The sequence below is a fragment of the Shewanella pealeana ATCC 700345 genome, from assembly GCF_000018285.1.
Classification (GTDB): Bacteria; Pseudomonadota; Gammaproteobacteria; order Enterobacterales; family Shewanellaceae; genus Shewanella; species Shewanella pealeana.
This window is the reverse complement of record NC_009901.1, coordinates 69112-94646: the sequence shown is the minus strand read 5'-3', so window position 1 is coordinate 94646 and position 25535 is coordinate 69112. Positions and strand designations below refer to the sequence as shown.

Genomic DNA, 25535 nt, shown 5'->3' with positions numbered 1-25535 from the left:
TAGATCTATCAAGAGAATTTATATGTCAAATGCCAATATAGCCAGTGCTCAGTTAATGATGCAACAGCTCAACATCCATTCAGAGATGGCAAAAGGAGCGATAAGCGTCACGCCCAATCCAAGAGATTTTGGGCTACAGCCACCTTCATTTACTGAATTGATGAAAAATAAAGTGGCCGCCGTCAATACTGATCAAAATGCATCGGCAGCCCTAATGAGAGCGGTAGATACAGGTCAGAGTGGTGACTTAGTCGGCGCCATGGTGGCCTCGCAAAAAGCGGGACTCGCTTTTTCCACCATGATCCAAATTCGAAATCGTTTAGTACAAGCGTTTGACGAAGTTATGAAGATGCCAGTCTGATCATAACTTCATAATTTAATAACCATTACGACCCAAAATACTCAAGCACTCTTTTTGAGGAAGGATAACGAAAGCATGTCAACTACATTGACTCAAACCAGCCCTGCCGCAACGAATGCTGGTGTCAATAACCCGCTGAATTCACTGAAAGAAAAGTGGCAACAATATAATCGAGGCGACCGTCAGGTAGTGATATTAGCCGTACTCGCTATTGTTGCCGCTTGCGTCATTGTGTTGATGCTATGGAGTGCGAGTCAAGGCTACCGTCCCCTATATGGTAACCAAGAAGGCGTTGAAACTTCACAAATTATCGAGGTACTTGAAGCGGAAGGTATTAGTTATCGTATCGACGCGAACAGCGGGCTGATCTTGGTTACCGAAGATAAGCTCGGCCCTGCCCGCATGCTACTGGCAGCCCGTGGCGTTAAGGCTAAGGTGCCATCAGGAATGGAGTCGCTCGAAAACTCTAACATAGGCACCAGCCAGTTTATGGAACAGGCCAAGTATCGCTATAGCCTAGAGGGTGAGCTATCACGCACCATTATGGCATTGAAGGCGGTTAAGACCGCTCGAGTCCATTTGGCCATCCCTAAGAAAACCCTATTTATTCGTCAACAGCCTGAGTTACCTACAGCCTCAGTGATGCTTGAGCTCTATGCCGGTAGCAATATTCAACCGGAACAGATTGAGTCTATCGTCAACTTAGTGGCTGGTAGCGTTACCGGTATGACTCCCGATCGTGTGCAAGTTGTCGATCAAGAAGGTAACCACTTAAGCTCATCTATTAGCGTTAATAAAGATATCACTCAGGCACGAGACCGCCAGCTCAAATACACCCAAGAGTTAGAGCAAAGCTTAATTGATCGCGCCTCAAGCATGCTGCTGCCTATTCTCGGACGCGATCACTTTGAAGTACAAGTCGCTGCAAACGTGAACTTTAACCAAGTGGAAGAGACCAAAGAATCTCTAGACCCACTGGCAGTCGTCACCAAAGAGAATCTAACCAGTAATGAAACCAATAGCGATATGGCCCTGGGTATTCCTGGTGCTTTAAGCAATCAACCACCAGCCGCTGAAGCAGATGAGAGTAACGCCCGTCGTAACTTAAACTCACAGGAAAGCCGTCAATTCGACACCGGCCGCTCAGTCAGACACACCCGCTATCAACAGATGCAGTTAGAAAATCTATCGGTATCGGTACTGATTAATAAACAATCCGCCGGAGAGACGGGCTGGACTCAGACTCAACTAGACCAATTAAGCAGCATGGTACAGGACGCGATTGGCTTCTCTGCCGCTCGAGGCGATCAATTCAGTATTAACAGCTTTGATTTTGCACCAACCCAAATTGCTGAATTTGAACCTATGCCATGGTGGCAGGGTGAAAGTTATCAAACCTACTTACGCTACTTTATCGGCGCGCTATTAGGCCTTGCAATGATATTTTTCGTCTTGCGCCCTCTGGTTAAGCATCTGACCAAAACGGTTGAGCATAACTTAAAAAGCATTGATGAGCCTGCGCAGCCAAGCTTGCCACCAGCACAAGCGACCGTTACCAAACTGGAAGGCGGTAATAATGCACAAGCAATCGCAGATCAGTTGATAGGGCAAAACCAGAAGACTGGCGACCTTAACTGGAGCGGCGATGCTAGCCTTCCAGAACCAAGCTCACCTTTAGCGGTCAAGATGGAGCACCTCAGTTTACTCGCTAACCAAGAGCCTGCACGCGTAGCTGAAGTGATAGCCCACTGGATTGGCGATACTGAGCATGATTAAGCCACTCGCACATATCGCAACCCAAATAAAATTTAGCCTCGAAGATAGGTAACACTAACAGTGAATAATAGCGAACTCGGAATTAAGATGGATAACCTAGACCAAGCAGCCATGCTGTTGCTCAGTATGGGAGAAAAAGGCGCGGCTCAGGTCATGGCTCACTTAGATCGCAACGACGTACAGCACCTTAGCCATAAAATGGCTCGTCTTTCTAGCATTACTCAGCAAGAGGCTGATGCCGTACTGGGACGCTTTTTTAAACGTTATCAGGAGCAGTCTGGTATCGCACGGGCTTCACGCTCTTACCTGCAAAAAACCTTAGACCTTGCCTTGGGCGACCGAGTGGCGAAGGGCTTAATCGATGGTATTTACGGTGACGAGATTAAGATCTTAGTTAAGCGACTCGAATGGGTTGACCCGCAGTTATTGGCGCGAGAAATTGCCAACGAACATTGCCAGCTACAAGCTGTGCTATTGGGGCTATTACCACCAGAGAACGCGGCTTTAGTGCTAGAGGGGCTGCCAGCATCAGGACAAGATGAAGTCCTAGTGCGTATCGCTCAACTCGGCGATCTCGACAGAGAAGTCGTTGATGAGCTGCGTCAATTAGTTGAGCGTTGCATGTTAATGGCCATGGAAAAGAGCCATACCCAAATTAGTGGCGTGCGCCAAGTTGCTGACATCTTGAATCGCTTTAATGGCGATAGAGAACAGCTGATGGAAATGCTCAAACTGCACGATAAGCAGCTTGCCAGCAGCGTTGCAGACAACATGTTCGACTTCATCATCTTGGGCCGCCAAAAACAAGAAACCTTGCAAGAGATCATGTCTACAGTTCCAAGTGAAGTACTGGCATTCGCACTGAAAGGGATCGATGCAGAGCTGAAAACCACCCTACTGACTGCGTTACCTAAGCGTATGTCATCAGCCATTGAAACCCAAGTGGAAGCCATAGGTACCATTCCATTGAGTCAAGCTGTGGCTGCACGTAAAGAGATCATGGAAATCGCCAAACAGATGGCTGATGAAGGCCTGATTGAGTTACAACTGTTTGAAGAGCAGGTGGTTGAATAATGACGACTGAAATCAAAAGCTCAGACCCTCGCTGGCGCCTTACTGGTGCCCATGCTCGCCGTCACCGTTTTTCGCCTCTTATCGCTCCCGAAACCGATGCCGAACAAAGTGAAATGAGCTGGCAAGATTTTCAGCAGGCTTTCGATAAAGGCTATGATGATGGCGTGCAAAAAGGCCATCAAGCCGGCTTTGATGCAGGTGTTGAAGAGGGACGTCAGTCTGGCCATGCCGCAGGATTCAACCAAGGGCGCATTGAAGGTCAGCAAAAAGGTAAAGACAATATCGATGACCAGCTTAATAGTATTATCGCTCCTTTAGGTGCCCTGAAGTCACTACTCGAAGAAGGCCATAGTCAGCAGATAGCGCAGCAGCAAACGCTGATCTTAGATCTCGTTCGCCGAGTATCCTTACAGGTGATCCGCTGCGAACTGACCCTGCAACCACAACAGATCTTAAATTTGGTTGAAGAGACATTAAGCGCGCTACCAGATGATCCAACCGAGGTTAAAATCCATCTTGAACCGAGTGCAGTAGATAAGCTTAAAGAGCTGGCAGCCGATAAGATTAAGCATTGGACGCTGGTTGCAGACGCCAGTATTAGTGCCGGTGGTTGCCGTATCGTTAGCGCCACCTCAGATGCTGATGCATCGGTAGAGACTCGCCTTAATAGCTGTTTAGCCCAAGTTCAGGCTCACCTTAACGAGACCCCGATAGCGGCATCTAGCTTAGCAAATGAGGCTGACGTTGAAATTTAACGCCGACATTTTAGATTGGCCTAAGGTTCCCGTCGCGCAAGTATACGGACGACTCACTCGAGTCAACGGCTTATTACTTGAGGCGGTTGGATGCCAGCTGGGCACCGGGGACAGATGTCACATAGAATGTCGTGATAAACAATTGGTAGAAGCCGAAGTCGTTGGCTTCTACAAAGACACCCTATGCTTAATGCCTATCGAAGCGGCATCTGGGTTAATGCCTGGTGCTCGAGTCATGCCTATTGAAGGCCGATGCCTTATTCCTTCAGGCCTAGGCATTCTCGGCCGCGTGCTCGACGGCTTAGGCCAGCCATTAGACGGACTCGGCTGCATTAAGCACTTACCTCATGTGCCACTACAGCATAAACCCACCAACCCCTTAATGCGTAAAGCCATTGAAGAACCATTGGATGTTGGGATAAGAGCCATCAATGCCCTACTCCCTATCGGCCGTGGCCAGCGCCTAGGCCTTTTTGCCGGTTCAGGTGTCGGTAAAAGTGTGCTGTTAGGCATGATGACCCGCTTTACTGAAGCCGATGTTGTGGTAGTAGGTCTAATAGGTGAACGTGGCCGAGAGGTCAAAGAATTTATCGATGAGTCACTAGGTGAAGAGGGACGCAAGCGAGCGGTCGTCATTGCAGCCCCAGCCGATACCACACCACTGATGCGAATGCGCGCAATGCGTTTATGCCACCACATTGCCGCCACCTATCGCGACCAAGGTAAACAAGTATTACTGCTGGTAGACTCCTTAACTCGATACGCACAGGCCCAGCGTGAGATTGCGCTGAGTCTAGGTGAGCCACCAGCAACCAAGGGCTATCCCCCTTCAGCTTTTGCTCAACTCCCCAGTTTGGTGGAGATGGCGGGTAATGGTCAGCACCCTACGGGCACACTTACCGCGTTTTACACCGTATTAACCGAAGGTGATGATCAGCAAGATCCTATCGCCGACTCAGCTCGTGCAATCTTAGATGGCCATATTGTCTTGAGCCGTAAACTTGCAGAGAAAGGTCACTTCCCCGCCATAGATATTGGCGCGTCAGTGAGCCGACTGGCAACCAAAGTCGCCAGTGAAGAAACCCTCAAGCAAGGCCAGTGGTTTCGGCATCTGAATAGCCGTTATAACGAGGTAAAAGATCTATTGCCACTGGGGGGTTATCAAGCGGGTCACGATCCAGAGATGGATATGGCGGTGAGCGCTTACCCTAAAATGGCTGAGTTTTTACGTCAAAGTACCAACTCACAAGCCGATCATGCCCATAGCATCACGGCCTTAGCGCAATTAGTCAGCAACATGGGATATTCATTGTAGAGTAGAGAAGCATAATGAAACAGCTACTAAAACTATGCCAGCAAGAGGAAAAGAAACTCGGACAGCTAGGGCTACAGCGAAATAACGCCCAGACTCGTATCAATGACATTGAGCAGCAAAAGCAGCTCCTAAGCCAAATGGTCAGCGATTACACTCAGTTTAGTGTGAAGGGCGGAACGGCTATGATGCTGCAAAATAGCGCTCAAATGATCCAAGTCATCGAGCCAATGCAGAAACAATTGCTGCGTAAGCAACTACTTTTACAGCAGGAGCATCAAAGAATGGATAACCTTTGGCGCCGTCAATTAGGCCGCCAGCAAGGAATACACTGGCTTTATCAAGAGCGGAAGCAACAACTTCAATACCAGCAAGATCGCCAAGAACAGAAGCAATTAGATGATCTAGCGGGACGTTACGCTACCACTTAGGCGACAAACGTCCTTTTAGCGCAGATCACCATAATCAATTGCCAGCTCATTGCTCGGGTTCAGGAGTTGGTTAATCACCTCCTGCTGCGCGACCAATAGCTTGCCATTATCTTCGTTAATTTGTTTGCTCTCTCTGACCAAGCCAAGCAAGTTATCCCAAAGATTAGCCACTTGCTCAGAAGAGGCTTTAGGCAGCCTTGCGATTAACGCCTGCATACCACTCGCATCTCCAGCAAAGCCCAAGTCCTGCAACAACAGTCCTCTATCGCTCGCCTTAACCATCAAGCTATTACACAGGCTAGATTGCAGCTTATTGTGCTCATTAAGACCTTGATTGTCGCGACGCTGCATCAGCTCACGCTGACGATTCAATAGACTTTTTAGCTGACGATAATCCTCGATATCTTGCCGAATGCCTTTTACTAAGCCCATAACAAGCTCGCGCTTATTACTCTGACTAACAGGCTTAACCATGCTGCTGCACCATGGCATCGACCATCTTGTCGATATCAATCTCAAAGCTACCATCAATCAGTGATTGACGGATCTGCGCAACCTTATCTAGGTCGACATCGGCTAACTGCTCAAGCTGCGGCTGGTTATGCGCAATGAGTTTACAATCATCGCTAACCTCAGCTTGGGGCTTTTTAACAACAGCTTGAGGCTCCTGAGGCTGGACCAAACTGAAGGTTTTACTCCGATTGGTACCCATTTCAGTATTTACCGTACTGTTTACTTTATTAATCTCCATACTGGCTCCATTAAATACGCCTATAAATAACTAGAGCGACAGAAAGATAACACAACTGAAATTAACGCCATTTACTTGGCAAAAGATTCTCGGCTTCAGCAGTTAAAATTGAGTGGCCACTCGCCCCTTCGCGATAGGATAGGCCGAAATGACTTTGCCTGAGCTTAAGTTTCTTACCCTAATGGCTTGCCCCTGCCCGCCACCTTCGAGTGCTTCACCTGGCATATTGGCATAAAAGCCATTGCTACGCGCCTCGATAATGACTCGGTCACCAATATTAACCCATTGTGGATCATCCAGTTGCTGCGATTTAATCGCCTGATGTCGACGCAATTTTCTCACCACCTGTCGGCCAACGATTTGATCTAACTGCCCCACTAAGTTTCGATCAGATGCATCTAGATTGACCTCTTGCCACTCGATATCGGCAAGCGAAATATGTTCTCCACGCCTTAATAGACGATTGGCAACGGGCACTTTAGCCCTGACCTCTACTGTCGCTCGAACGTACAAACTCCAGCCTTGGGACGCACAATTCACCTTACGCTGCACATTGCCTAAAGGGATAGCGCCAGCTTCTATGCTTAAGCCCGATTGACAAACATCTAGCCGCTTAGCCCCCGAAGGTACTCTGACTTTAATTTTTGCAGTTAACTGCGCTATCCCCATCAGCTTTTGCCACTGATTGATTTCACGAGTAATCAACTGAGTCATTTCTTGCTCAAGTTGTGTGCTGGCCCCAGTGGCTTCTTGTGCCACGACAATATGCGGAAACAAACAGGAAAATATAAGCAAGGCACAGGAAGTTATAGTTCCTGCAAATGATGCAAATACAGTGTAATTACTTGATAAATAGAGATTAAGCATCTTGGCACATTAATTGGATAATAGGGAAAATAATAAACAGCACATACCATACTAGGAGTTGCAATGGCTATCAACCTCGATGCCGCATTAGGTGTACACCCACACACGTTAGACTTCAGAGTCGAGCGCAGCAAAATGCTGGCAGGTAATTTAGCCAACGCAGAAACTCCCGGCTACAAGGCTAGAGATCTGGACTTTAATGCTGTGATGACTCAGCTCAACTCGGGAATGACACCTAACCAAGATTACCAAGTTGGTTACCGTATTCCACACCAGACTTCCGCAGATCAAAACACCGTAGAGTTAAGTTTAGAGCAGGCGAGATACTCACAAAACTCCATGGATTACCAAACTAGCCTGACCTTTCTCAACATGAAGATTTCAGGATTACGTACCGCCATCGAAGGTAAATAACTACAGCCATGTCATTCGCAGAAATCTATCAAATTGCCGGTGCAGGCATGAACGCGCAAACGATTCGCCTCAATACCGTTGCCAGTAACCTTGCCAATGCTGGCGCAGCAGCCGAAAGCCCAGATCAAGCATTTCGCGCGTTAAAGCCTGTGTTCTCCACCATCTACAAGCAAACCCAAGAGGGAGAACTTGCAGGAGCACACGTCGAAGTGTCGGCCATAGTACAAAGCGATGCGCCGCTCGATCTACGTTACGAACCAAACCATCCCTTTGCCGATGAGCAAGGCTATGTCGCCTACTCAAACGTTAATACCGTAGAAGAGATGGCCGACATGATGGCGGCTAGCCGCTCTTTTGAAACCAGCGTTGAAGTAATGAATCGCGCTCGCTCAATGCAGCAAGGTTTATTACAACTAGGAACCAAATAATGAATGTGACAGACGTAAGTAACACGAGTGGCGCTACAGATAACATACAGAACTCTCCGGGTAACGATGCCGCTTCAATCAAAAACGAATTCATGACATTGATGATTGCCCAGATCCAAAATCAGGACCCGACTAACCCTATCGATGGTACTGAGTATGTTTCTCAACTCGCCCAGTTCTCACAAGTGGAAAGTTTGGAGCACATGCGCACCAATCAGTCGATGCAGATGGTGATGATGGAAAACCTTGGCATCGTCCAGTCGGCACAATTGGTAGGAAAGAATGCCATGGTTCCGGCAGCAGACTTCACCCTTGATGACAAGGCTCTGGACGGCAAAGTGTACCTAGAGGACTCGGTTGAAAGCCTCAGCATCGACATCGTTGATAGCAGCGGTGACGTCATTAAGACCGTAGAACTTGGTTCACAAGAAGCCGGCGATACCGCTTTTAGTATCGACCCCGAAGCACTTGGTTTACCGCCGGGCGAATACAGCCTCGTCGCCAACACGACTGCCGGTGATGTAAGCAAAAAAGCCGATACATTTATTCAGGCTGAAATCGAAAAAATTCATTTTATCAGTGCGTCAGGAATGATGATGGCAGAACTTGGCAATGGCCTCGGTACCATCTCTGTACTTGAAATATCTGAAGTCTCATAACGCGTTAGTAAAGGATAACCTCCATGTCGTTCAATATTGCATTAAGTGGCCTACAAGCTACCACTCAAGATCTTAATACTATTAGTAATAACATTGCTAACTCTTCAACTGTCGGCTTTCGCAGTGGCCGTAGTGAGTTTTCAGCCATCTATAATGGCGGCCAAGCAGGCGGCGTGAACGTTATGTCTACCAGCCAAAACTTTTCAATGGGCGGCAGCTTAACCTATACCGGACGTCAGTTAGATATGGGTATTCAGGGGGAAGGTTTCTTCGTCCTTAGCGGTCAAGACGGTAGCACCAGCTATGCACGTGCCGGCATGTTCAACCAAGATGCCGATGGCTATATTACTGACCCAGCCGGCAACCGTTTGCAAGGCTACTCCATCGGCGCAACAGGCAACCTACAAAACGGTAATGTTACCGACCTACAGGTGCAAACGGGTGCGCTAGCGGCTCAGGCCACATCAACTATCGGCCTGACCTCTAATCTTGATGCCAGAGTCGAAGTGATCGATCCGGCCACCAGCCCGTTTGATCCAGATGATGCCTCAACTTATCACTCATCTAGCACTATCGCCGCCTTCGATTCACTCGGTAATGAACATGCGCTGACCCAGTATTATGTCAAAACGGCCGATAACAAATGGTCTGTGCATTACAACATGGACGGCACTGATGTCACGCCAGTTGGCGGCCATACACTAGAGTTTGATTCTAACGGTATGCTTACCACAGGTAACGATATCACCCTCAACATTACCGATGCAGCAATCATCGGCGGCGCGTCAAATATGGAACTGGCTTTGTCATTCGACAAGAGCACTCAGTACGCTGCCGACTATAACAACTCAAGTTTAAATCAAAATGGCTATACCTCTGGTGAGCTTAACGGCATTCGTATCGATGATAACGGCATGTTGTATGGCACTTACACCAATGGTCAAGAGCAGATCCAAGGTCAAGTCGTACTGGCAGACTTTAGCAACCCAAATGGTTTAGTGCCTACGAGCAATAACGCTTGGACTGCCTCAAATGCAGCAGGCCAACCTATTATCGGTACGCCAACGACTGGCACGCTAGGTGGACTGAGTGCGGGTTACCTTGAAGGCTCTAACGTCGATCAAACCGCCGAAATGGTTAACTTGATGACGGCTCAGCGTAACTACCAGTCCAATGCCAAGGTGCTTGATACCAACTCAACCATGCAACAAGCCTTGTTAAACGCAATCTAGGAATAATCCGTGGACAGAATGCTATATACCGCAGCGAGTGGTGCGTCACGGGTAATGGAGGCGCAGGCAATACGCGCCAATAACCTAGCCAATGCTGATACAACGGGTTTCAAGGCCGATCTTGAACGGGTCAATGCCAAGGTCATAGCTCCAATTGGAGACAGCCTACAGACTCGCGTACTCGCTCAAACACAGGGCAGCGGATTCAGCCGACAAAGCGGCACCCTGAACCCCACTGGCCGCACGCTTGATCTGGCGATCAACAATGCAGGTCTGTTCTCGGTAATGACGGCTGAGGGAGAGGGTTACACCCGCGCAGGTGCTATGACTGCAGATGCAACCGGCCAGCTAACCCTAGATGGTCGCCCCGTTGCTGGGTTAGCGGGTCCAATTGTACTGCCAGAGTACCGTGAACTCTTCATTGGCGATGACGGCAGAATTAACATTATTGCCGACGCCGATGGTGTTATCGAAGAAGTTGGCCAGCTTAAGCTGGTTAATCCAGATATCGCCCTAATGAGTAAAGGCTTAGACGGTTTGCTTTACCCACAAGACCGCCAGCCTTTACCCGCTAGCGAAGAAGTGACGGTAAGCAGTGGCTTTTTAGAAGCCAGTAATGTGCAGGCTGTCGGTGAATTAATTGCAGCAATGGATTTAAGCCGCCAGTTCGAGGTGCAAGTCAAACTCATGAAGAGCGCCGAAAAGCTCGCAGAGGCGGGTAATCGCCTACTGCGTGATGCGTAGACCATATTTTTAAGGACACACTAGATGCAATCAGCTTTATGGGTCAGTAAAACCGGCTTAACCGCCCAAGATACTAAGATGACCACCATTGCCAACAACTTGGCAAACGTTAACACCACAGGTTTCAAACGCGACCGCGTGGCCTTTAATGATCTTTTCTATCAGGTACAACGCCAGCCTGGTGGTCAAGTTGATGAACAGAATCAACTGCCTGCAGGCCTACAGCTGGGTACAGGTACTCGAGTTGCTGGTACGCAAAAGGTATTCACCCCTGGTGACATGTTGACCACCAATCAACAGCTAGATTTGGCTATTGAAGGCCAAGGCTTCTTCCAAATCGAAGAGGCCAATGGTGATGTGAGCTTTACTCGAGATGGCCAATTTTACCGTGATAGCGATGGCTTAATGGTGACATCTCAAGGCTTACCTTTAGTGCCTAACATCCAAATTCCTGATGAAGCACTGACAGTGACAATCGCCTCCGACGGTATTGTCTCGGCTCAAATGGCTGGCCAGGCGGACTCTCAAGAGCTAGGGCAAATCACCCTAGTTAACTTCACTAACCCTGCAGGTTTAGAAGCTCGTGGTAGCAACTTATACCGTGAAACGGGCGCTTCTGGCGCTGCGATTGAGGGGATAGCTGGCGATGAAGCCTTAGGCCAAGTTCGCCAAGGAGCGTTAGAAGGCGCTAACGTAAACGTGGTCGAAGAGATGGTCGAGATGATTTCGACACAACGTGCTTACGAGATGAACGCCAAAGTCGTATCGGCCTCTGACGATATGCTTAAGTTCCTAAATCAAGCGCTGTAATCAGCGCTTTTCCCTTGGTTCACATTAGGACTCGAAAAAGGATCACCATGCAACAACTTCGGATAGGATTTTGGATTGGCTTAGTATTACTCTTATCTGGCTGTATCTCCCATATTCCTGAACTTGATACTAAACCAGGAAAACCTGAGTGGGCACCGCCAGAAATAGATTACAGCTTGCCTGACGCCAAAGACGGTAGCGTCTACCGCCCTGGGTTTATGCTCACACTATTCAAAGATAAGCGTGCATTTCGCGAAGGCGACATTCTTACCGTCGCCCTAGATGAAAAGACTTACTCGAGTAAAAGTGCTGACACTAAGACCAATAAAAACACGGGCTTGTCGCTTGATGGCCAAGGCACTACAGGTAACAACAGTATCGCCGGTAGCGGCGAAGCCAACTTAGGTAGCTCTTTTAGCGGCACAGGTTCGAGCACGCAGCAAAACCAGCTATCAGGCTCAATCACGGTCACCGTGGCTAAAGTTTTACCTAATGGCGCGCTATTAATTCGTGGCGAAAAATGGCTCAGACTTAACCAAGGCGACGAGTACCTGCGTTTACTCGGGTTGATCCGTACCGACGATATTGGCAACGACAACACCATTTCATCTCAGCGTATCGCCGATGCTCGCATTATCTATGGTGGCCAAGGTGCTATTACCGATAGCAACCGTATGGGTTGGGCATCACGCTACTTTAATAGCCCTTGGTTCCCGTTATGATTTTCCGTTTACCGATTCAAGAATCAAGGTTGTTTGAATGAAAAAAATCGCCCTCTTTATCACCAGTATGTTGCTCGCCTTACTGCCATTGCTTCCCGTTCAGGCCGAGATTCAGAATCGCTATTTGATGGATATCGTCGATGTACAAGGTATTCGTGATAACCAGCTCGTGGGTTATGGTCTTGTCGTGGGTCTAGACGGTACCGGTGACAAGAATCAGGTCAAATTCACCAGCCAGTCGGTTGTGAATATGTTGAAGCAGTTTGGCGTGCAGATCGATGACAAAACCGACCCCAAACTAAAGAACGTAGCGGCTGTAGCAGTTTCAGCCACAGTGCCGCCGCTAGCAAGCCCGGGACAAACGTTAGACATTACCGTGTCATCACTTGGTGACGCTAAAAGTTTACGTGGCGGTACCCTGCTAATGACGCCACTACGCGCCGTTGATGGCGAGATCTACGCCGTGGCTCAAGGTAATTTAGTTGTCGGCGGAGTATCGGCTCAGGGCCGTAATGGCAGCTCAATTACAGTAAATATTCCGACGGTGGGTAACATTCCCAACGGCGCATTACTGGAAGCTGCCATGAAGAGTAACTTCAATGAAACCGAGCACATAGTCTTAAACCTCAAGCAGCCAAGCTTTAAGACAGCACGTAACATTGAGCGTGCTGTCAATGAGCTATTTGGCCCGAGCGTGGCAGAAGCTGACAGCAACGCCAAGGTGATGGTACGTGCCCCAAGCTCCAATCGCGAACGCGTCACCTTTATGTCTATGCTCGAAGAGTTGCAAATTGAGCAAGGCCGCAAGTCACCACGGGTGGTATTTAATAGCCGTACCGGTACCGTTGTTATGGGCGGTGATGTGGTGGTGCGTAAGGCCGCCGTCAGCCATGGCAATCTTACCGTCTCTATCGTAGAGCAACAAAATGTCAGCCAGCCAAACGGGGCGTTTTTAGGCCAAGCCCAAGGCGAAACAGTCGTCACTAACGACAGCACTGTCGATATTGAACAAGGCAATGGCCATATGTTTGTCTGGGAAGAAGGCGTAGCCCTTGATGACATAGTACGTGCAGTCAATAGCCTTGGTGCATCACCCATGGATCTGATGTCAATTCTACAAGCACTAGATGAAGCCGGTGCACTGGAAGCGGAACTGGTGGTCATATAATGAAATTAGACAACAACCACAGCTATCTTAACCAACTCAACGCTGGCGACTTAATTAAAGCCAACGGCGAGCACGGCGCATTAAAGCTAGTGAGTCAGCAGTTTGAAGCGCAATTTTTACAAACCGTCTTAAAACAGATGCGCAGCGCTTCAGATGTGATGGCAGATGAAGATAGCCCCCTATCTTCACAAAATGACGGCATGTACCGTGATTGGCATGATGCAGAGCTTGCCGGCCGCTTGAGTCAGATGCAGAGCACCGGACTTGCTAGCGTGATGACAAAACAATTGTCTTCCGCCCTTAAGTCTAGCCCTGAGACGGTCGCTTCTAATCAGCATGAAACGGTGAATGTCGCAAATCCCAATACAAGAGCCATGCAACCCGCCTTGATTGTGCCATTTATTGCTAAGCCGCAAGACTAATTTCGTGAGGGCCCACTGCGGCCCTCCCCCAAGATAGAAAAGGACACACGATGAGCATGCTCAATATTGGTATGTCAGGGCTTAATGCCAGTATGGCGGCCCTAACTGCGACCTCAAATAATGTCTCCAACGCCATGGTGCCGGGGTACTCTCGCCAACAAGTGGTAATGAGTTCGGTAGGTAATGGCACATATGGCAGTGGCTCAGGCGTGATGGTAGATGGTGTGCGCCGAATCTCCGATCAATACCAAGTCACACAGCAGTGGAATGCCACTAGCAACTTAGGTTTTGCTGAAACACAAGCCAGTTATTTTGGTCAGGTTGAGCAAATTTTTGGCTCCGAGGGTAATAGTATCTCAGCAGGTCTAGATCTGTTATTTGCCTCGCTAAACTCAGCCATGGAGCAACCTAATGAGATTGCGCTTCGCCAAGGTGTACTCAATGAAGCAAAGGCATTAACCCAAAGATTTAACTCTATCAGTGAAGGGGTCCACACTCAGGTTAACCAGATCGAAGGACAGATCGGCGCTTCGGCCAAAGAGATTAATGCACAGCTTGAAACCATTTCTAGCTTTAACGAGCAAATTCAGGCCTCTAATGCTAGCGGTAATGTACCACTCTCCCTGTTAGATGCACGTGATGCGGCCATTGATGATCTGTCAAAGATTATTGACGTTAATATCGTGCATGACGCCAATAACATGGTGAACATCTCTTTAGTTCAAGGACAACCACTGCTATCTGGAACTACCGCCTCAAAAATACAGGTCTCCCCCGATCCGTCCAATCCGCTTTTTAGCCAATTGAGCGTTCAATTTGGTCAATCAAGCTTTCCGCTAGATGAATCTGCCGGTGGCAGTTTAGGCGCTCTGCTTGATTACCGTGATAACAGCCTTGTTGAATCGATAGCCTTTAATAACGAATTGGCCCAGACAATGGCCGATGAGTTCAACACGATATTAAAGGCGGGTACCGACTTAAATGGTAATACTCCGACTCAAGATCTATTTACTTATGACCCAACAAACCCTGCTGGCACATTAAAAATTTCGGCCGACTTCAAGCCTGACATGCTGGCTTTTGGTCAAGATGGTACACCAGGCGATAACAGCAACTTAAAGGCATTAGTTGAGCTAGCGGATAAAAGCTTTACCTTCGACTCCATGGGCATTGATGCCACCATGGGCGATGCTTTTGCCAGTAAAATTGGTGAACTGGGCTCAGCCTCTCGTCAGGCTAAAATGGCCAAAGAAACCGCAGAAAAAGTGCAAATTGAAGCCCAATCTCAATGGGCGAGTACCAGTGGAGTCAATATGGATGAAGAGGGGGTCAATCTCATCATTTATCAGCAATCGTACCAAGCGAATGCCAAAGTAATTTCGACTGCCGATCAGCTTTTTCAAACCATATTAAACAGTATTTAAGGATATTCTTATGCGCGTAAGCATGCATAACCTCTACGCCAATAACTTGCAAAGCCTACAAAACTCTACTGTCGATATCGCGAGACTGAACGAGATGATGGCGACAGGCAGTTCAATACTACGTCCATCTGACGATCCTATCGGTGCGGTAAAAGTGATGGGCAATGAGCGTGATATGGCTGCGACCGAGCAGTACCTTAAAAATACCGAGTCATTAAGTAGCAGTTTTGGCCGTGCAGAAACCTATATGTCGAGCATGGTTGAATTGCAAAATCGCATGCGTGAAATCACAGTTTCGGCCAGTAACGGCAGCCTATCTGCAGAAGACCGCACAGCCTATGCAGCTGAGTTAGAGGAGCTATTAGAGTCATTTTCCGATGTACTCAACGCCAAAGATGAAGGGGGTAACTACCTGTTCTCAGGCAACGAGACCGACACGCCGCCGATTGGCAAAGATGCGGCGGGTAACTATGTTTATCAGGGCGATACTAGCCACAGAGAAGTACAAACCTCTTCCTCTTCCTGGATGACTGCAAACAGTACGGCGGCAGATTTTATCTTCTCTAATGGCAGTGCCGATATTCTCAATCAAACCAAAGACTTCATCGATGCCCTGGAAGATCCCGCGCTCGCTCCTGGTGATCCAGCATTTGATCAAGTCTCAGGTGATATGTTGGCAAGCCTAGACGACACTCTGACCAGTATCAGCTCTGCAATTACCGATATCGGTGGCAAGCAAAATACCCTCAGCCTAGTGCAAGGAAGCCATGAAGAACGGGTACTATTTAATAAAGAAGTGATTGGTGAAACCGAAGGTTTGGATTATGCTCAGGCCACTGCAGAGTACAACTTAAAACTCACCACTCTAAAAGTGACTCAGCAAACCTTTGTTCAAGTGTCACAGCTAACACTGTTTAACCATATCTAATCAGGCCCAAATAATTTTATGCTCAACGGAATTTCCGACACGCTTAATGTTCAGCAGCGCAGCCCAACGGTTGCGCCAGCTGTTGGTATGCAGCAACCAACAAACGAACAGGCCAAAGCTAAGCTTGCCGCGATTCCAACCCATAGATTAGAAAGCTACAACAAGTGGGCTAAAGTCACTCAGGGACAGCATAGAATTAGTGCAGCACAAGTCGCAGAACAGGGCTTACAGCAGGTTCAGCAACTACTTAAACAACTACAAAGCCAAGTAAAGCAATCTCTTGCCTCAAGCGCCTCAGAGCAATCTATGCTTGAGCAGACGGCTCGTAGTAAGTTGATTCAAAATAAACTGTCCCAGCTTGCTATCAGCTATGATAATAAGCCCTTAATCGATCACCAACTCAACCTTATCTCAGCCAAAAGACCAGCAGCTCAACATAGCTTTAGCCTAAAATCGGTTGATTTAACAGCCTCTAAACAACGTGATGAACGGCTGATAATCCAGGTCGGCAATCAATCTACTAGCCTTGTTTTACCGGCAAACAAGCAACCACAACAACTGCTAACTAAGATTAATGATTCACTTAAAGCGCTAGAGATTAAAGCTAACCACAGCAAGGAGGGTAAGTTAATTTTTACTAGCCCTAAGTCGCAATGGCAACAGATCCAAACTGGCATACTCATGACAGGTCAAGGCCAGCGCCTCCCTGCTGGTGAGCCAAGAACCATTAAGGTTAATGAAGAACTAAGCTGGCAAGATCCAAGAGAATGGCGCTTTGGCAGCAATGCCGAACTCAAGCAAGCTATTGCCAAGATAGCTAAGTCGCTGCATAAAGTAGAGCAACAGCTACAAGAGCTGAGTGACAGTAAACAAAAAATTCTGCAACAGCTGCAGCAATTAAGCCTTAAAAAAGACACCCAGTTAGAACTAGAGTCGAACATGAGTCAATTAAGCAACCTAATGCAGCCGACTCCATTTAGCCTGCAAATTACCTCGCTGATGGCACAGGCCAATATGACACGCTCTCAAGTATCATCCTTACTAACCTAAGACGTGGTACTGCCATCTGCTTTCAAGCAAGTAAAAGTGAATACGGCTCCGATCAAGAAGTAAAATGAGCCGCCTATTTCTCTATCTATACTCGGCTAATAACTAGCTAGTTCCCCCTCTCATCCAGCCCTTATTTAGCTTCATACAAACAATAAAAATCAAACACCTAACAGCATATAAAACAATTAGTTACGCAAACATTTATTTTATTTTCACTCTCAATCTTCAGTTTTAAGATTCAATGTCGTTTTATTATTTAAGACACCAACCAAATAATTAAAATTTAAAGGAAGCACCCATGTTATCTGTAATGACTAACAATGCGTCAAACATCGCTCAAAACTCAGTAAACAGAAACAACGACCTACTAAGCAATGCTATGGAGCGTTTATCAACAGGTCTACGTATCAACAGCGCGGCTGACGATGCTGCAGGCCTACAAATTGCTTCACGCATGGAAGCTAACGTAACTGGTATGGAAACAGCAAACCGTAACGTATCTGACGCAACTTCTATGCTACAGACTGCCGATGGTGCGCTAGATGAACTAGCTACTATTGCGAATCGTCAAAAAGAATTGGCTACTCAAGCAGCTAACGGCGTGAACTCTACTGCAGATAGAGCTGCACTGAACGATGAGTTCACAGCACTGACTGCTGAAATGACTCGTATCATGGAAAAAACTACTTATGCGGGCAACGATCTGTTTGGCGCTATCTCTGGTAATGTCAGCTTCCAAATCGGTGCAGGTTCAGGTGAAACCCTAACTGTTAGCGGCGCTTCTGGCATTACGGGCATTAGATCTGGAATTGCAACATTATCAGGCGTTAAAGCTTCTACTCTTGGTGCTCAAATCGGTGAAATCGATGACTTTATTGACGCCGTTGGCTCAATGCGTTCTGACCTAGGTGCTAACATTAACCGTCTTGGTCACACAGCATCTAACCTAACTAACGTTACCGAGAACACTAAAGCGGCTGCTGGCCGTATCATGGATGCCGACTTCGCTTCAGAAACTGCAGCTATGAGTAAGAACCAGTTATTAGTACAAGCTGGTACCAACATTCTATCTTCATCAAACCAAAATACTGGTTTGGTTATGGGTCTATTGGGTTAATCCCTTACTTTCTCCACACTTTTTTAAAAGGGCCTCACGGCCCTTTTTTTTGCCGTTTATCTTATAAATTCCAGCCCCATAGCTTTAGCAAGCCTGTAGTTAGGTCGCCTTAATCAAGCTATAGGCAAGCGCATAACCTTGACTCGATGCAGTAACTCTTGATAGGCGGAAGCAAGACTTCCCGTCAGTAGTTAACAACGGAAACCGAGTGTTAGGCGCTCACTACAAAAAAAGAATAAACACTTAACTAACAACAACTAACAGTTCTTAAATTAATGGCACATGGATTGCTTAATAGCAATTTTGGAGGAGCGTAATGATTTCAGGTATGGGTGGCGCCACATTCGCCGAACAGCTTATTGTCGCAGAGCGTGCAGGCAAAGATCAGATTTTCAAAAGCAATATGACTAAGTATGAAGCGCAGCTTGATGCCTATAAGATCTTAGAGCGCAGCTTAGACTCTATGAGTAGCAAGCTGGAAGCGATTGACGGTGATGCTTTCGAAAGTAAAACCTCATCGGTCAGCGATGATAATGCCTCCATTTCTGTCGAAAGTGGCGCACCAACGGGTGACTATGACCTGCATATTGAGCAGCTAGCGCAAGCGCATCAAGTGACTAAAAGCTTTGCTAGCGAGGACAGCCTACTTCCGACTACTGGAGTTATTAATATCCAGCTCGGCTCAGATCCAAGTGACAGCATCAGCCTCGACATGTCTAAGCTCAATGCCGGTGGCACCGCGACAGTTAAAGATCTTACTGGCATGATTAACTCCCACTCTGGTAACCCTGGAGTGCAGGCATCGTTGGTACGCACCGGTGGCCAAGTTGAGTTAATGCTCTCCTCTAAAGAGACTGGAGCCGCTAACAATATCAGTGTCACCATGGATCCTATGGATGGTACGGGCGCCAAAGATTGGGGCATGACCGAGCGCCGTGCCGCACAAGATGCCAAAGTAAACCTTAATGGCATCGATATCGTCAGCAGCAGCAATAACTTAGTCAATGTCATCGATGGCGTCTCTATCGAACTGAATAAAGCTCATAAACCAGGTGAAAGCAGCAACATCAAAATTGAGTCTGATACCGATGCTAGTGAGCAGGCCATCGAAGACTTCGTCGATATCTTTAATGACTTGATGGATGAAATCAACAAATTAACCCGCTCTATGGGCAGTGAAGCTTTAGATGAGCTGAACCAAGAAAATGCCGATAAAGATGACAATAGTGATGAAGATAAGGAAGACGAAGATAAAGAAGACGATGAAGATGACAGTAATTCTTCAATCACCGAAGATCAACTAGGCGTACTTAAGGGCGACTCTAGTATTCGCATGCTGCAACAGAACATGCGCGATGCCATCTTTGACGCTGCACCTAACGGCATGCGCTTATCAGATATTGGTGTTGAATTCGGCCGCGATGGCAAGCTCGATGTCGACAGTGAGAAACTATCTAAAGCGTTAAAAGATAACCCTAATGCCGTGCAGGACATGTTTACCGACACGGGCAGCTATGTCGATAAGCTCGACAAAATCATCGAGCCATTCACTCAATTTCAAGGCTCGATGGATCTCAAGAAAGATAACCTTGAAATGCAGATCGAACGAGTCGAAACCAGCATGGATAATCACGATAGACAGATGGAGCAAAGATACCAAATCTATCTAGCCCAATTCACAGCTATGGAAGCAACCATTAGCCAACTTCAGTCTTCAAGCGCGCTGTTTTATTAAGGACATACTATAAATGTTGAACGAGCACGACCCCTTTAATGCTTACAAACAGACCTCGCTAAATGCTAGGGCTGCTGCAGCTAACCCTCACGAGATGGTGCGTATGCTGCTGGATGGATTGTTAGAAGAGATAGAGCGCACAGCAGGATTTATGCAACGTAAGAGCTATGAGGAAAAAGGTCAAAGTATCAACAAATGCCTCAACATCGTACATGGGCTCGATTCCATGCTAGATCTTGAAAATGGCGCCGAAGTCGCATTTACGCTAAATCGCCTCTATGACTATTGCAGTCGCCAACTGGTTATCGCTAGCGTTGAAAACAGCGTTGCCGCCCTAAAACCCATCACTAAGGTCATTACCGATGTCAGAGAAGGCTGGGCTAATCTCAATTGAGCAATGGCAACAGTTTGAAAAAGCGCTGTTGTTCCATGCTCACGCCCAAGACTGGGAAAAGTTAGCCAAAGTGAATGCAAAATTAATTGAAGTATTAACCAAAGCTGGCAAACCGAGTTGCCACTCGCAGCTCGCTGCGCGTCAATCGTTAGCCGCCACCCATAAACAGGTATTACAGCAATTAGTACAAGCAAAAGATCAGTTAGGGCAAGAGATGAATCAATTTAAGCAGCAACAAGACGGTCTAGCGGCTTATCAGCTGACCAGTGTCAGTGGTGGTGCTTATGATTAATAACTCGGTTTTATCAGGCTGCACAGCTCAAGCGTCAACGACTAGCGGTCAACTATCAACGCAAATAAAAAGCCATAGCTGTAATCACAATGACGACCCGCTTGAACAACATCAAGCGGACGTATTGCCGTTCTCGTTGGCTTTCGCTTCAATTGACACCACTGACGCAAGTCAACTGAGTCAAATACCACCTGGGTTATTGGCAGCAACCTCAACGGGTTCAGCCTTCTCAGCTCAGAAAAACGCAACAACTTCGTTTTCTGCAGGCCATTATGGACAGCAGCCACCAGCATCCTTGCAAACTCAGTCTGTTGCTAACTTAACGACTGGCTTAACTGCGGCTCAGGATACGAGTGCACAGGCTTTACCGTTTTTGGAAGGCTCACCGCTCGCCCCTAAGCTGTCAACAGCGCCCCCAAGCTCACAATACTCTAGCGCACAAGCTGTAAACCTGTCGATTGGATCACAGGGAACAGGGCAAGCACAGACAAACTCGCTTTCGACGAGCAGCTACCAACAGTTGTCATCCCAGGCTAACTCTGTCACGCCCCAGACTAGCTTGCCTCAGCAAACTGGAACGCTAAAGAGTGACACCATGATGAGCCAGAGTTTATTTCAAGCAATGAACTCGCCACTGCAAGCATCAATAACCGATACCGCTTCCGTAGACATTGTTGACTCTGTTAACCAGATTTTGGCATCGAGTACTCGTTCGCAAACAGCTGTCGCACAGTGGGGACCGGTTGCGGTTTCTCAGACAGCTCCTTTGTTGCAACAAGCTCATGAGATGCTATCTCCTCTACGAGAGCAATTGAAGTTTCAAATCGATCAACAAATTAAGCAGGCCGAAATCAGGCTCGATCCGCCCGAGCTAGGTAAGGTTGAGCTCAATGTACGCTTAGACGGTGATCGCTTACACATTCAAATGCATGCCGCGAACTCATCGGTGCGCGACGCTCTATTAATGGGCCTAGATAGATTACGCGCCGAGCTAGCAATGGATCATGGTGGTCAGATTGATGTCGATATTAGTCAGGATGACCGCCCTCAAAAGCAAGATACACAAGCGTCTGACTTCGCTATTGCTGCCGCGACAAACAATGGAACAGAAACGTCTTTTAACAGCCACTCTCAACAACAAGATCACGTGGATCTGTTAGCATAATTTAGGAGAAACTCATGGCGTCGATGAACAAACAAGGCAAGAGACTCGCTCTCGTTTTGCTTTTTCTGACTTGGACAGGTGCAACATTCTGGGTTGGTTGGCAATCCCCCACCCTAATTGGCGAACCATTCGGCCCGCAAGAGCCCGAAATAGAGGCCGCAAAGTTCTACCCTCTCGATAAATTTGTCATCTCTATTCAAGGTGATGAGTATTCGCACTACTTATTGCTGGAACTTGCAATCAAGACTCGCTCGAAAGATGCAAAATTCACCTTAACTCAAGCTGACTCAGTGATCAAAAACTCATTAATGAAAATGTTTTCAACCAAACATTTCAATGAGTTAAATGACACCAAACGATTTGAGCCATTACAAAAAGAAGCCCACAGTATCTTATCTGCAGTGCTAGCACAAAATGACTTCAATATAGAGTTAGAAGAAGTGCTGTTTACTCGAATGATTATTCAATAGAAGGCTATGCTATGAACACTGCACTATCTGCCTATCAAGAAGCTGCTGAAGAAGTTGCGATTAACCGTCTCGCCGAAAGTCAGGTGATGAAGCAATACCTCCCTTTAGTTAAGCGTTCCGTATCTCAACTTAGAAGCCATTGTGGTATTGCGCTCGCGATAGAAGATATGGAACAGATAGGCATGATGGCGCTATTAGAGTCAGCCCGTCGCTACCCAGGTGAGTACGACAATGGCTTTTTGTCTTTTGCAGGACAACGTATTCGTGGCGCGATTCTAGACGAGCTACGCCGCCAAGATTGGCGGCCACGTCCCGTTAGGCAGCAAGCCCACGAACTTAACGATATGGTACGAAAACTCACTCGTTCGTTAAAGCGAGAACCCACTGATTTGGAGGTTGCACAATCTATGGGACTTAGCCAAGTGGAGTATCGAGAACGCCTATTTGCATCTCAGTCTGAATCGATGCGTAGCTTGGACGAACTCATTGGTGACGGCGGACACTTTGAAGATAAAAGTGACATGTTGGAGCAATTTTCAACAAAAGAAACGTTATTCCAAGCTATTTTAAAATTAAACAAAAGAGAACAGATAATTCTGTCGCTTTACTATCAGCATGAACTCAATTTAAAAGAAATCGCCGCAACATTAGGACTGACTGAGACACGTATTTGCCAGCTGCACAAACACGCAGTGAAACAACTTCAGCAGATCTATCAAGAATGGGAGCGGTAAATACGTGAGGTAGTATGAGTAAACTTATAGGGTTAGTGATAATTCTGTTATCTGTGTTTGGTGGTTATATGTGGGCTGGCGGCGTATTACTCGCGCTATGGCAACCAGCTGAAATTCTGATTATTTTTGGCGCCGGTCTGGGGGCATTAGTCATTGCCACCCCAAAGCCTGTTCTCATCGTAATGGTAGAACAGCTTAAAGAGATCTTAAAAGTAGAGAAAGAAGACCCAGAACTCTATCCGCAACTCTTTGGGCTTATGTCTATGCTAATGACTCAAATTCAAATGCAGGGACTAAAGGTTATCGACGACCACGTTGAAAAGCCAAGAGAGAGCTCACTGTTCCTCATGTATCCAGCGATTCTTGAACATCCAAATGTACTGAATTTCCTTATTGATAATCTCCGCTTACAGTCAATGGGCAAGATCTCACCTCATGATTTAGAACATATTCTTGAAGAAGAGATCCACCGCATTGAGGAGGACAGCATGCGTCCTTCACATGCGATTGCCAAAATTGCTGAAGCCATGCCAGGATTCGGCATCCTCGCTGCCGTAATGGGAATTATCATCACCATGTCGAGCATCGATGGCCCAATCACCATGATAGGCGTGAAAGTTTCTGCAGCACTAGTCGGTACCTTCATCGGGATTTTTGCCTGTTACTGCTTATTCGATCCAATAGCCAAAGCGCTTGAACATTTAGTGGAGCGAAAGTCGGCTCAATTACGTTGTGTTGCTGCAATGCTGGCTGCATTTGCTAAAGGCAAGCCGCCTATGATAGCTATCGATGCAGGCCGTAAACAGATTCAAATAGAAAACCGTCCCTCATTTATCGAGCTCGAACGCTGGTTAGCGGAGCAACAAAGCTAATGGCGATTAGACCTGAGCCCATAATCATAAAACGTAAAAGGCGGGGGAAACCACGCAAGGGCCATGCCGGGGCATGGAAAGTGGCTTTTGCCGATTTCACCTTGGCCATGATGGCTTTTTTCATGGTGTTATGGATTATACAAATAGCCGATCAGCAAGAACGCACCGTGATAGCTAAGCACATACAAGGTGACTTATTTGAAGCAGGTTCTATCAACCCGTTTGATTTGAGCAGCTCTCCTTCAATGCTCGATTTTGAAGGACAGATGACCATTCAAGAACCAGTGCTCCCCACCTCTTCTAGTGGCGCTGGTACCCGAGGACCTGCGCTACATAATCGCATACCTGAAGGGGAAAATAATGCAAAGGCAGGTAAAGGCCCTGAACTTAACGCTATGCTCCCCGGTAAATTTGAAACTCAGGCTCAATTAGAGGTGCTGGCAAGAGAAATAGACAGAGTCATCGAAGATGTCAGCATGAGCGCTAACGTCAAGCTACAGGTGGTACCACAAGGTGTGCGAATACTGATGCACGACAATATTAACAAGTTCATGTTCACTCGTGGCAGCTCAGAAATGAAGCCTTACTTTGAAGATCTGTTAATGGCATTAGGACCGGTACTCAGTAAAGTCGAAAACAAAATGAGTATTTCAGGCCATACCGACTCCACTCCTTTTATTGGAAAAACGTTTACCAATTGGGAGCTATCGAGTAAACGCGCTTTACTCGCTAGACGAGTACTCGGATACGCCGGAGTCAAAAATAATCAAGTACTCCAAGTAACAGGCATGGCGGATCAGGCCCCGTATATTAGTCATGATCCAGCAGCTGCAGCTAATAGACGTATTGAGATGATAATTATGACTACTGATGCAGAAATGCAACTACGTCAAATGACAGGATTACCAGAAGAAAGTATTGCCCCCAGTAAAGCGGTTACAGACGCGAAAAAAATTGCAGAAGCGAATCAACCTAGATCGAGATACCCAGAGTCGTGGACAAACCAATAGTTCAGCACAGTGAGTTTATTCCTGCCGACAAGGCAGCTAAAGAGAAAACCGACAGCATAGAAAGTCGACAACATATAAGACTGAATCTCAGACTAGATGCTGATGAAGACATTATGTTTGCCTGCGACGGCATCACAGTGCCTTTGATTGATAATCACCGCTGGTTCGAAAAACTTATTGGCATTGCCAATATAAAAGATATAGGGCTGGGAGGACTCGGACTGATTACTAGCTGTAATCTGAAAGTAAACCAAAAAATATGCTTATCGATTAATAATGAATTGGTCCCAATTACAATTATGCGAATAAAGAAAGTAAATGGAAAACTTAACTTTATCGGTGCAAAATGGGATATCGAAGACGAACAAAAAATCATCTCAGTTTTAAATAAAATCTACAAACTGAGCAAATCTTAAAT

The 25535-nt window shown here is 47.0% G+C and carries 31 protein-coding genes; 28 read left to right on the top strand and 3 right to left on the bottom strand.

Annotated elements, in window-relative coordinates; genetic code table 11:
* Positions 1 to 22: 22 nt before the first annotated feature.
* The 6 genes from fliE to SPEA_RS00440 all read left to right on the top strand — a co-directional run bounded on the left by fliE (position 23) and on the right by SPEA_RS00440 (position 5709).
* Positions 23 to 361 carry a flagellar hook-basal body complex protein FliE gene (gene fliE, locus SPEA_RS00465; RefSeq protein ID WP_012153359.1) on the top strand — a complete coding sequence of 113 codons (339 nt, stop codon included), beginning with the start codon at positions 23 to 25 and terminating at the stop codon, positions 359 to 361.
* A gap of 75 nt (positions 362 to 436) precedes the next feature.
* Positions 437 to 2137, top strand: a complete 1701-nt coding sequence (gene fliF / locus SPEA_RS00460) for a flagellar basal-body MS-ring/collar protein FliF (protein WP_012153358.1) — start codon at positions 437 to 439, stop codon at positions 2135 to 2137.
* 87 nt (positions 2138 to 2224) lie between these two features.
* Entirely contained in the window at positions 2225 to 3211 is a 987-nt protein-coding gene (locus SPEA_RS00455; RefSeq protein WP_041410753.1) for a flagellar motor switch protein FliG, read from the top strand.
* Complete coding sequence (fliH, locus tag SPEA_RS00450; RefSeq protein WP_012153356.1) at positions 3211 to 3966, top strand: flagellar assembly protein FliH; 756 nt, start codon at positions 3211 to 3213, stop codon at positions 3964 to 3966. The genes SPEA_RS00455 and fliH overlap by 1 nt, the downstream gene beginning before the upstream one ends.
* Positions 3944 to 5281, top strand: coding sequence for a FliI/YscN family ATPase (locus SPEA_RS00445; protein WP_012153355.1), 1338 nt, complete (start codon positions 3944 to 3946; stop codon positions 5279 to 5281). Before fliH ends, SPEA_RS00445 begins: the two co-directional genes overlap by 23 nt.
* 14 nt (positions 5282 to 5295) lie before the next feature.
* The gene (locus SPEA_RS00440) at positions 5296 to 5709 is read left to right on the top strand and encodes a flagellar FliJ family protein (RefSeq protein ID WP_012153354.1); all 414 of its coding nucleotides are present in this window, start codon (positions 5296 to 5298) and stop codon (positions 5707 to 5709) included.
* A gap of 15 nt (positions 5710 to 5724) precedes the next feature.
* Here SPEA_RS00440 and SPEA_RS00435 read toward each other — a convergent pair whose 3' ends face one another.
* The 3 genes from SPEA_RS00435 to flgA form a co-directional block, all read right to left on the bottom strand.
* A complete protein-coding gene (locus SPEA_RS00435) occupies positions 5725 to 6183 on the bottom strand; it encodes a flagellar protein FlgN (protein ID WP_012153353.1) in 459 nt (152 codons plus the stop codon).
* Positions 6176 to 6460 carry a flagellar biosynthesis anti-sigma factor FlgM gene (flgM, locus tag SPEA_RS00430; RefSeq protein WP_012153352.1) on the bottom strand — a complete coding sequence of 95 codons (285 nt, stop codon included), beginning with the start codon at positions 6458 to 6460 and terminating at the stop codon, positions 6176 to 6178. Before flgM ends, SPEA_RS00435 begins: the two co-directional genes overlap by 8 nt.
* Positions 6461 to 6562: 102 nt before the next feature.
* Positions 6563 to 7219 (bottom strand): flagellar basal body P-ring formation chaperone FlgA, encoded by a 657-nt coding sequence (flgA, locus tag SPEA_RS00425; protein ID WP_263053338.1) that lies wholly within the window; start codon positions 7217 to 7219, stop codon positions 6563 to 6565.
* 171 nt (positions 7220 to 7390) lie between these two features.
* Here flgA and SPEA_RS00420 point away from each other — a divergent pair, with 171 nt between their 5' ends.
* The 22 genes from SPEA_RS00420 (at position 7391) to SPEA_RS00315 (ending at position 25533) form a co-directional block, all read left to right on the top strand.
* Positions 7391 to 7741, top strand: a complete 351-nt coding sequence (locus tag SPEA_RS00420; RefSeq protein ID WP_012153350.1) for a flagellar basal body rod protein FlgB — start codon at positions 7391 to 7393, stop codon at positions 7739 to 7741.
* An 8-nt stretch (positions 7742 to 7749) separates the two neighbouring features.
* Positions 7750 to 8169 (top strand): flagellar basal body rod protein FlgC, encoded by a 420-nt coding sequence (gene flgC, locus SPEA_RS00415; protein WP_012153349.1) that lies wholly within the window; start codon positions 7750 to 7752, stop codon positions 8167 to 8169.
* Positions 8169 to 8828 (top strand): flagellar hook capping FlgD N-terminal domain-containing protein, encoded by a 660-nt coding sequence (locus tag SPEA_RS00410; protein ID WP_012153348.1) that lies wholly within the window; start codon positions 8169 to 8171, stop codon positions 8826 to 8828. Before flgC ends, SPEA_RS00410 begins: the two co-directional genes overlap by 1 nt.
* Positions 8829 to 8851: 23 nt before the next feature.
* Positions 8852 to 10060 carry a flagellar hook protein FlgE gene (gene flgE / locus SPEA_RS00405; protein ID WP_012153347.1) on the top strand — a complete coding sequence of 403 codons (1209 nt, stop codon included), beginning with the start codon at positions 8852 to 8854 and terminating at the stop codon, positions 10058 to 10060.
* Between the two features lie 9 nt (positions 10061 to 10069).
* The gene (locus tag SPEA_RS00400; RefSeq protein ID WP_041410752.1) at positions 10070 to 10804 is read left to right on the top strand and encodes a flagellar basal body rod protein FlgF; all 735 of its coding nucleotides are present in this window, start codon (positions 10070 to 10072) and stop codon (positions 10802 to 10804) included.
* Between the two features lie 24 nt (positions 10805 to 10828).
* Positions 10829 to 11614, top strand: coding sequence for a flagellar basal-body rod protein FlgG (flgG, locus tag SPEA_RS00395; RefSeq protein ID WP_012153345.1), 786 nt, complete (start codon positions 10829 to 10831; stop codon positions 11612 to 11614).
* A 47-nt stretch (positions 11615 to 11661) separates the two neighbouring features.
* Positions 11662 to 12336 (top strand): flagellar basal body L-ring protein FlgH, encoded by a 675-nt coding sequence (gene flgH, locus SPEA_RS00390; protein WP_012153344.1) that lies wholly within the window; start codon positions 11662 to 11664, stop codon positions 12334 to 12336.
* A 37-nt stretch (positions 12337 to 12373) separates the two neighbouring features.
* Positions 12374 to 13504: a flagellar basal body P-ring protein FlgI gene (locus tag SPEA_RS00385; protein WP_012153343.1), complete on the top strand. Its 1131-nt coding sequence runs from the start codon at positions 12374 to 12376 to the stop codon at positions 13502 to 13504.
* Positions 13504 to 13926, top strand: coding sequence for a rod-binding protein (locus SPEA_RS00380; protein ID WP_012153342.1), 423 nt, complete (start codon positions 13504 to 13506; stop codon positions 13924 to 13926). The genes SPEA_RS00385 and SPEA_RS00380 overlap by 1 nt, the downstream gene beginning before the upstream one ends.
* 50 nt (positions 13927 to 13976) lie before the next feature.
* Positions 13977 to 15350, top strand: coding sequence for a flagellar hook-associated protein FlgK (gene flgK, locus SPEA_RS00375; protein WP_012153341.1), 1374 nt, complete (start codon positions 13977 to 13979; stop codon positions 15348 to 15350).
* A gap of 10 nt (positions 15351 to 15360) precedes the next feature.
* Positions 15361 to 16278, top strand: coding sequence for a flagellar hook-associated protein FlgL (gene flgL / locus SPEA_RS00370; protein ID WP_012153340.1), 918 nt, complete (start codon positions 15361 to 15363; stop codon positions 16276 to 16278).
* Between the two features lie 18 nt (positions 16279 to 16296).
* The gene (locus SPEA_RS00365) at positions 16297 to 17328 is read left to right on the top strand and encodes a hypothetical protein (RefSeq protein WP_012153339.1); all 1032 of its coding nucleotides are present in this window, start codon (positions 16297 to 16299) and stop codon (positions 17326 to 17328) included.
* Positions 17329 to 17626: 298 nt separating this feature from the next.
* Complete coding sequence (locus SPEA_RS00360; RefSeq protein ID WP_012153338.1) at positions 17627 to 18445, top strand: flagellin N-terminal helical domain-containing protein; 819 nt, start codon at positions 17627 to 17629, stop codon at positions 18443 to 18445.
* Between the two features lie 316 nt (positions 18446 to 18761).
* Positions 18762 to 20180 carry a flagellar filament capping protein FliD gene (gene fliD, locus SPEA_RS00355; protein ID WP_012153337.1) on the top strand — a complete coding sequence of 473 codons (1419 nt, stop codon included), beginning with the start codon at positions 18762 to 18764 and terminating at the stop codon, positions 20178 to 20180.
* A gap of 13 nt (positions 20181 to 20193) precedes the next feature.
* Positions 20194 to 20574: a flagellar export chaperone FliS gene (gene fliS / locus SPEA_RS00350; RefSeq protein WP_012153336.1), complete on the top strand. Its 381-nt coding sequence runs from the start codon at positions 20194 to 20196 to the stop codon at positions 20572 to 20574.
* Positions 20543 to 20866, top strand: coding sequence for a flagellar protein FliT (fliT, locus tag SPEA_RS00345; RefSeq protein WP_012153335.1), 324 nt, complete (start codon positions 20543 to 20545; stop codon positions 20864 to 20866). The genes fliS and fliT overlap by 32 nt, the downstream gene beginning before the upstream one ends.
* Positions 20859 to 22031 (top strand): flagellar hook-length control protein FliK, encoded by a 1173-nt coding sequence (locus tag SPEA_RS22370; RefSeq protein ID WP_012153334.1) that lies wholly within the window; start codon positions 20859 to 20861, stop codon positions 22029 to 22031. Before fliT ends, SPEA_RS22370 begins: the two co-directional genes overlap by 8 nt.
* A gap of 14 nt (positions 22032 to 22045) precedes the next feature.
* Positions 22046 to 22501, top strand: coding sequence for a flagellar basal body-associated FliL family protein (locus SPEA_RS00335; RefSeq protein ID WP_012153333.1), 456 nt, complete (start codon positions 22046 to 22048; stop codon positions 22499 to 22501).
* A gap of 11 nt (positions 22502 to 22512) precedes the next feature.
* The gene (locus tag SPEA_RS00330) at positions 22513 to 23235 is read left to right on the top strand and encodes an RNA polymerase sigma factor FliA (RefSeq protein WP_012153332.1); all 723 of its coding nucleotides are present in this window, start codon (positions 22513 to 22515) and stop codon (positions 23233 to 23235) included.
* 14 nt (positions 23236 to 23249) lie between these two features.
* Complete coding sequence (gene motA, locus SPEA_RS00325; protein WP_012153331.1) at positions 23250 to 24107, top strand: flagellar motor stator protein MotA; 858 nt, start codon at positions 23250 to 23252, stop codon at positions 24105 to 24107.
* Positions 24107 to 25117 carry a flagellar motor protein MotB gene (locus SPEA_RS00320; protein ID WP_012153330.1) on the top strand — a complete coding sequence of 337 codons (1011 nt, stop codon included), beginning with the start codon at positions 24107 to 24109 and terminating at the stop codon, positions 25115 to 25117. Before motA ends, SPEA_RS00320 begins: the two co-directional genes overlap by 1 nt.
* On the top strand, positions 25102 to 25533 hold the full coding sequence (locus SPEA_RS00315; RefSeq protein ID WP_012153329.1) for a hypothetical protein: 432 nt from the start codon (positions 25102 to 25104) through the stop codon (positions 25531 to 25533). The genes SPEA_RS00320 and SPEA_RS00315 overlap by 16 nt, the downstream gene beginning before the upstream one ends.
* Positions 25534 to 25535 lie beyond the last annotated feature (2 nt).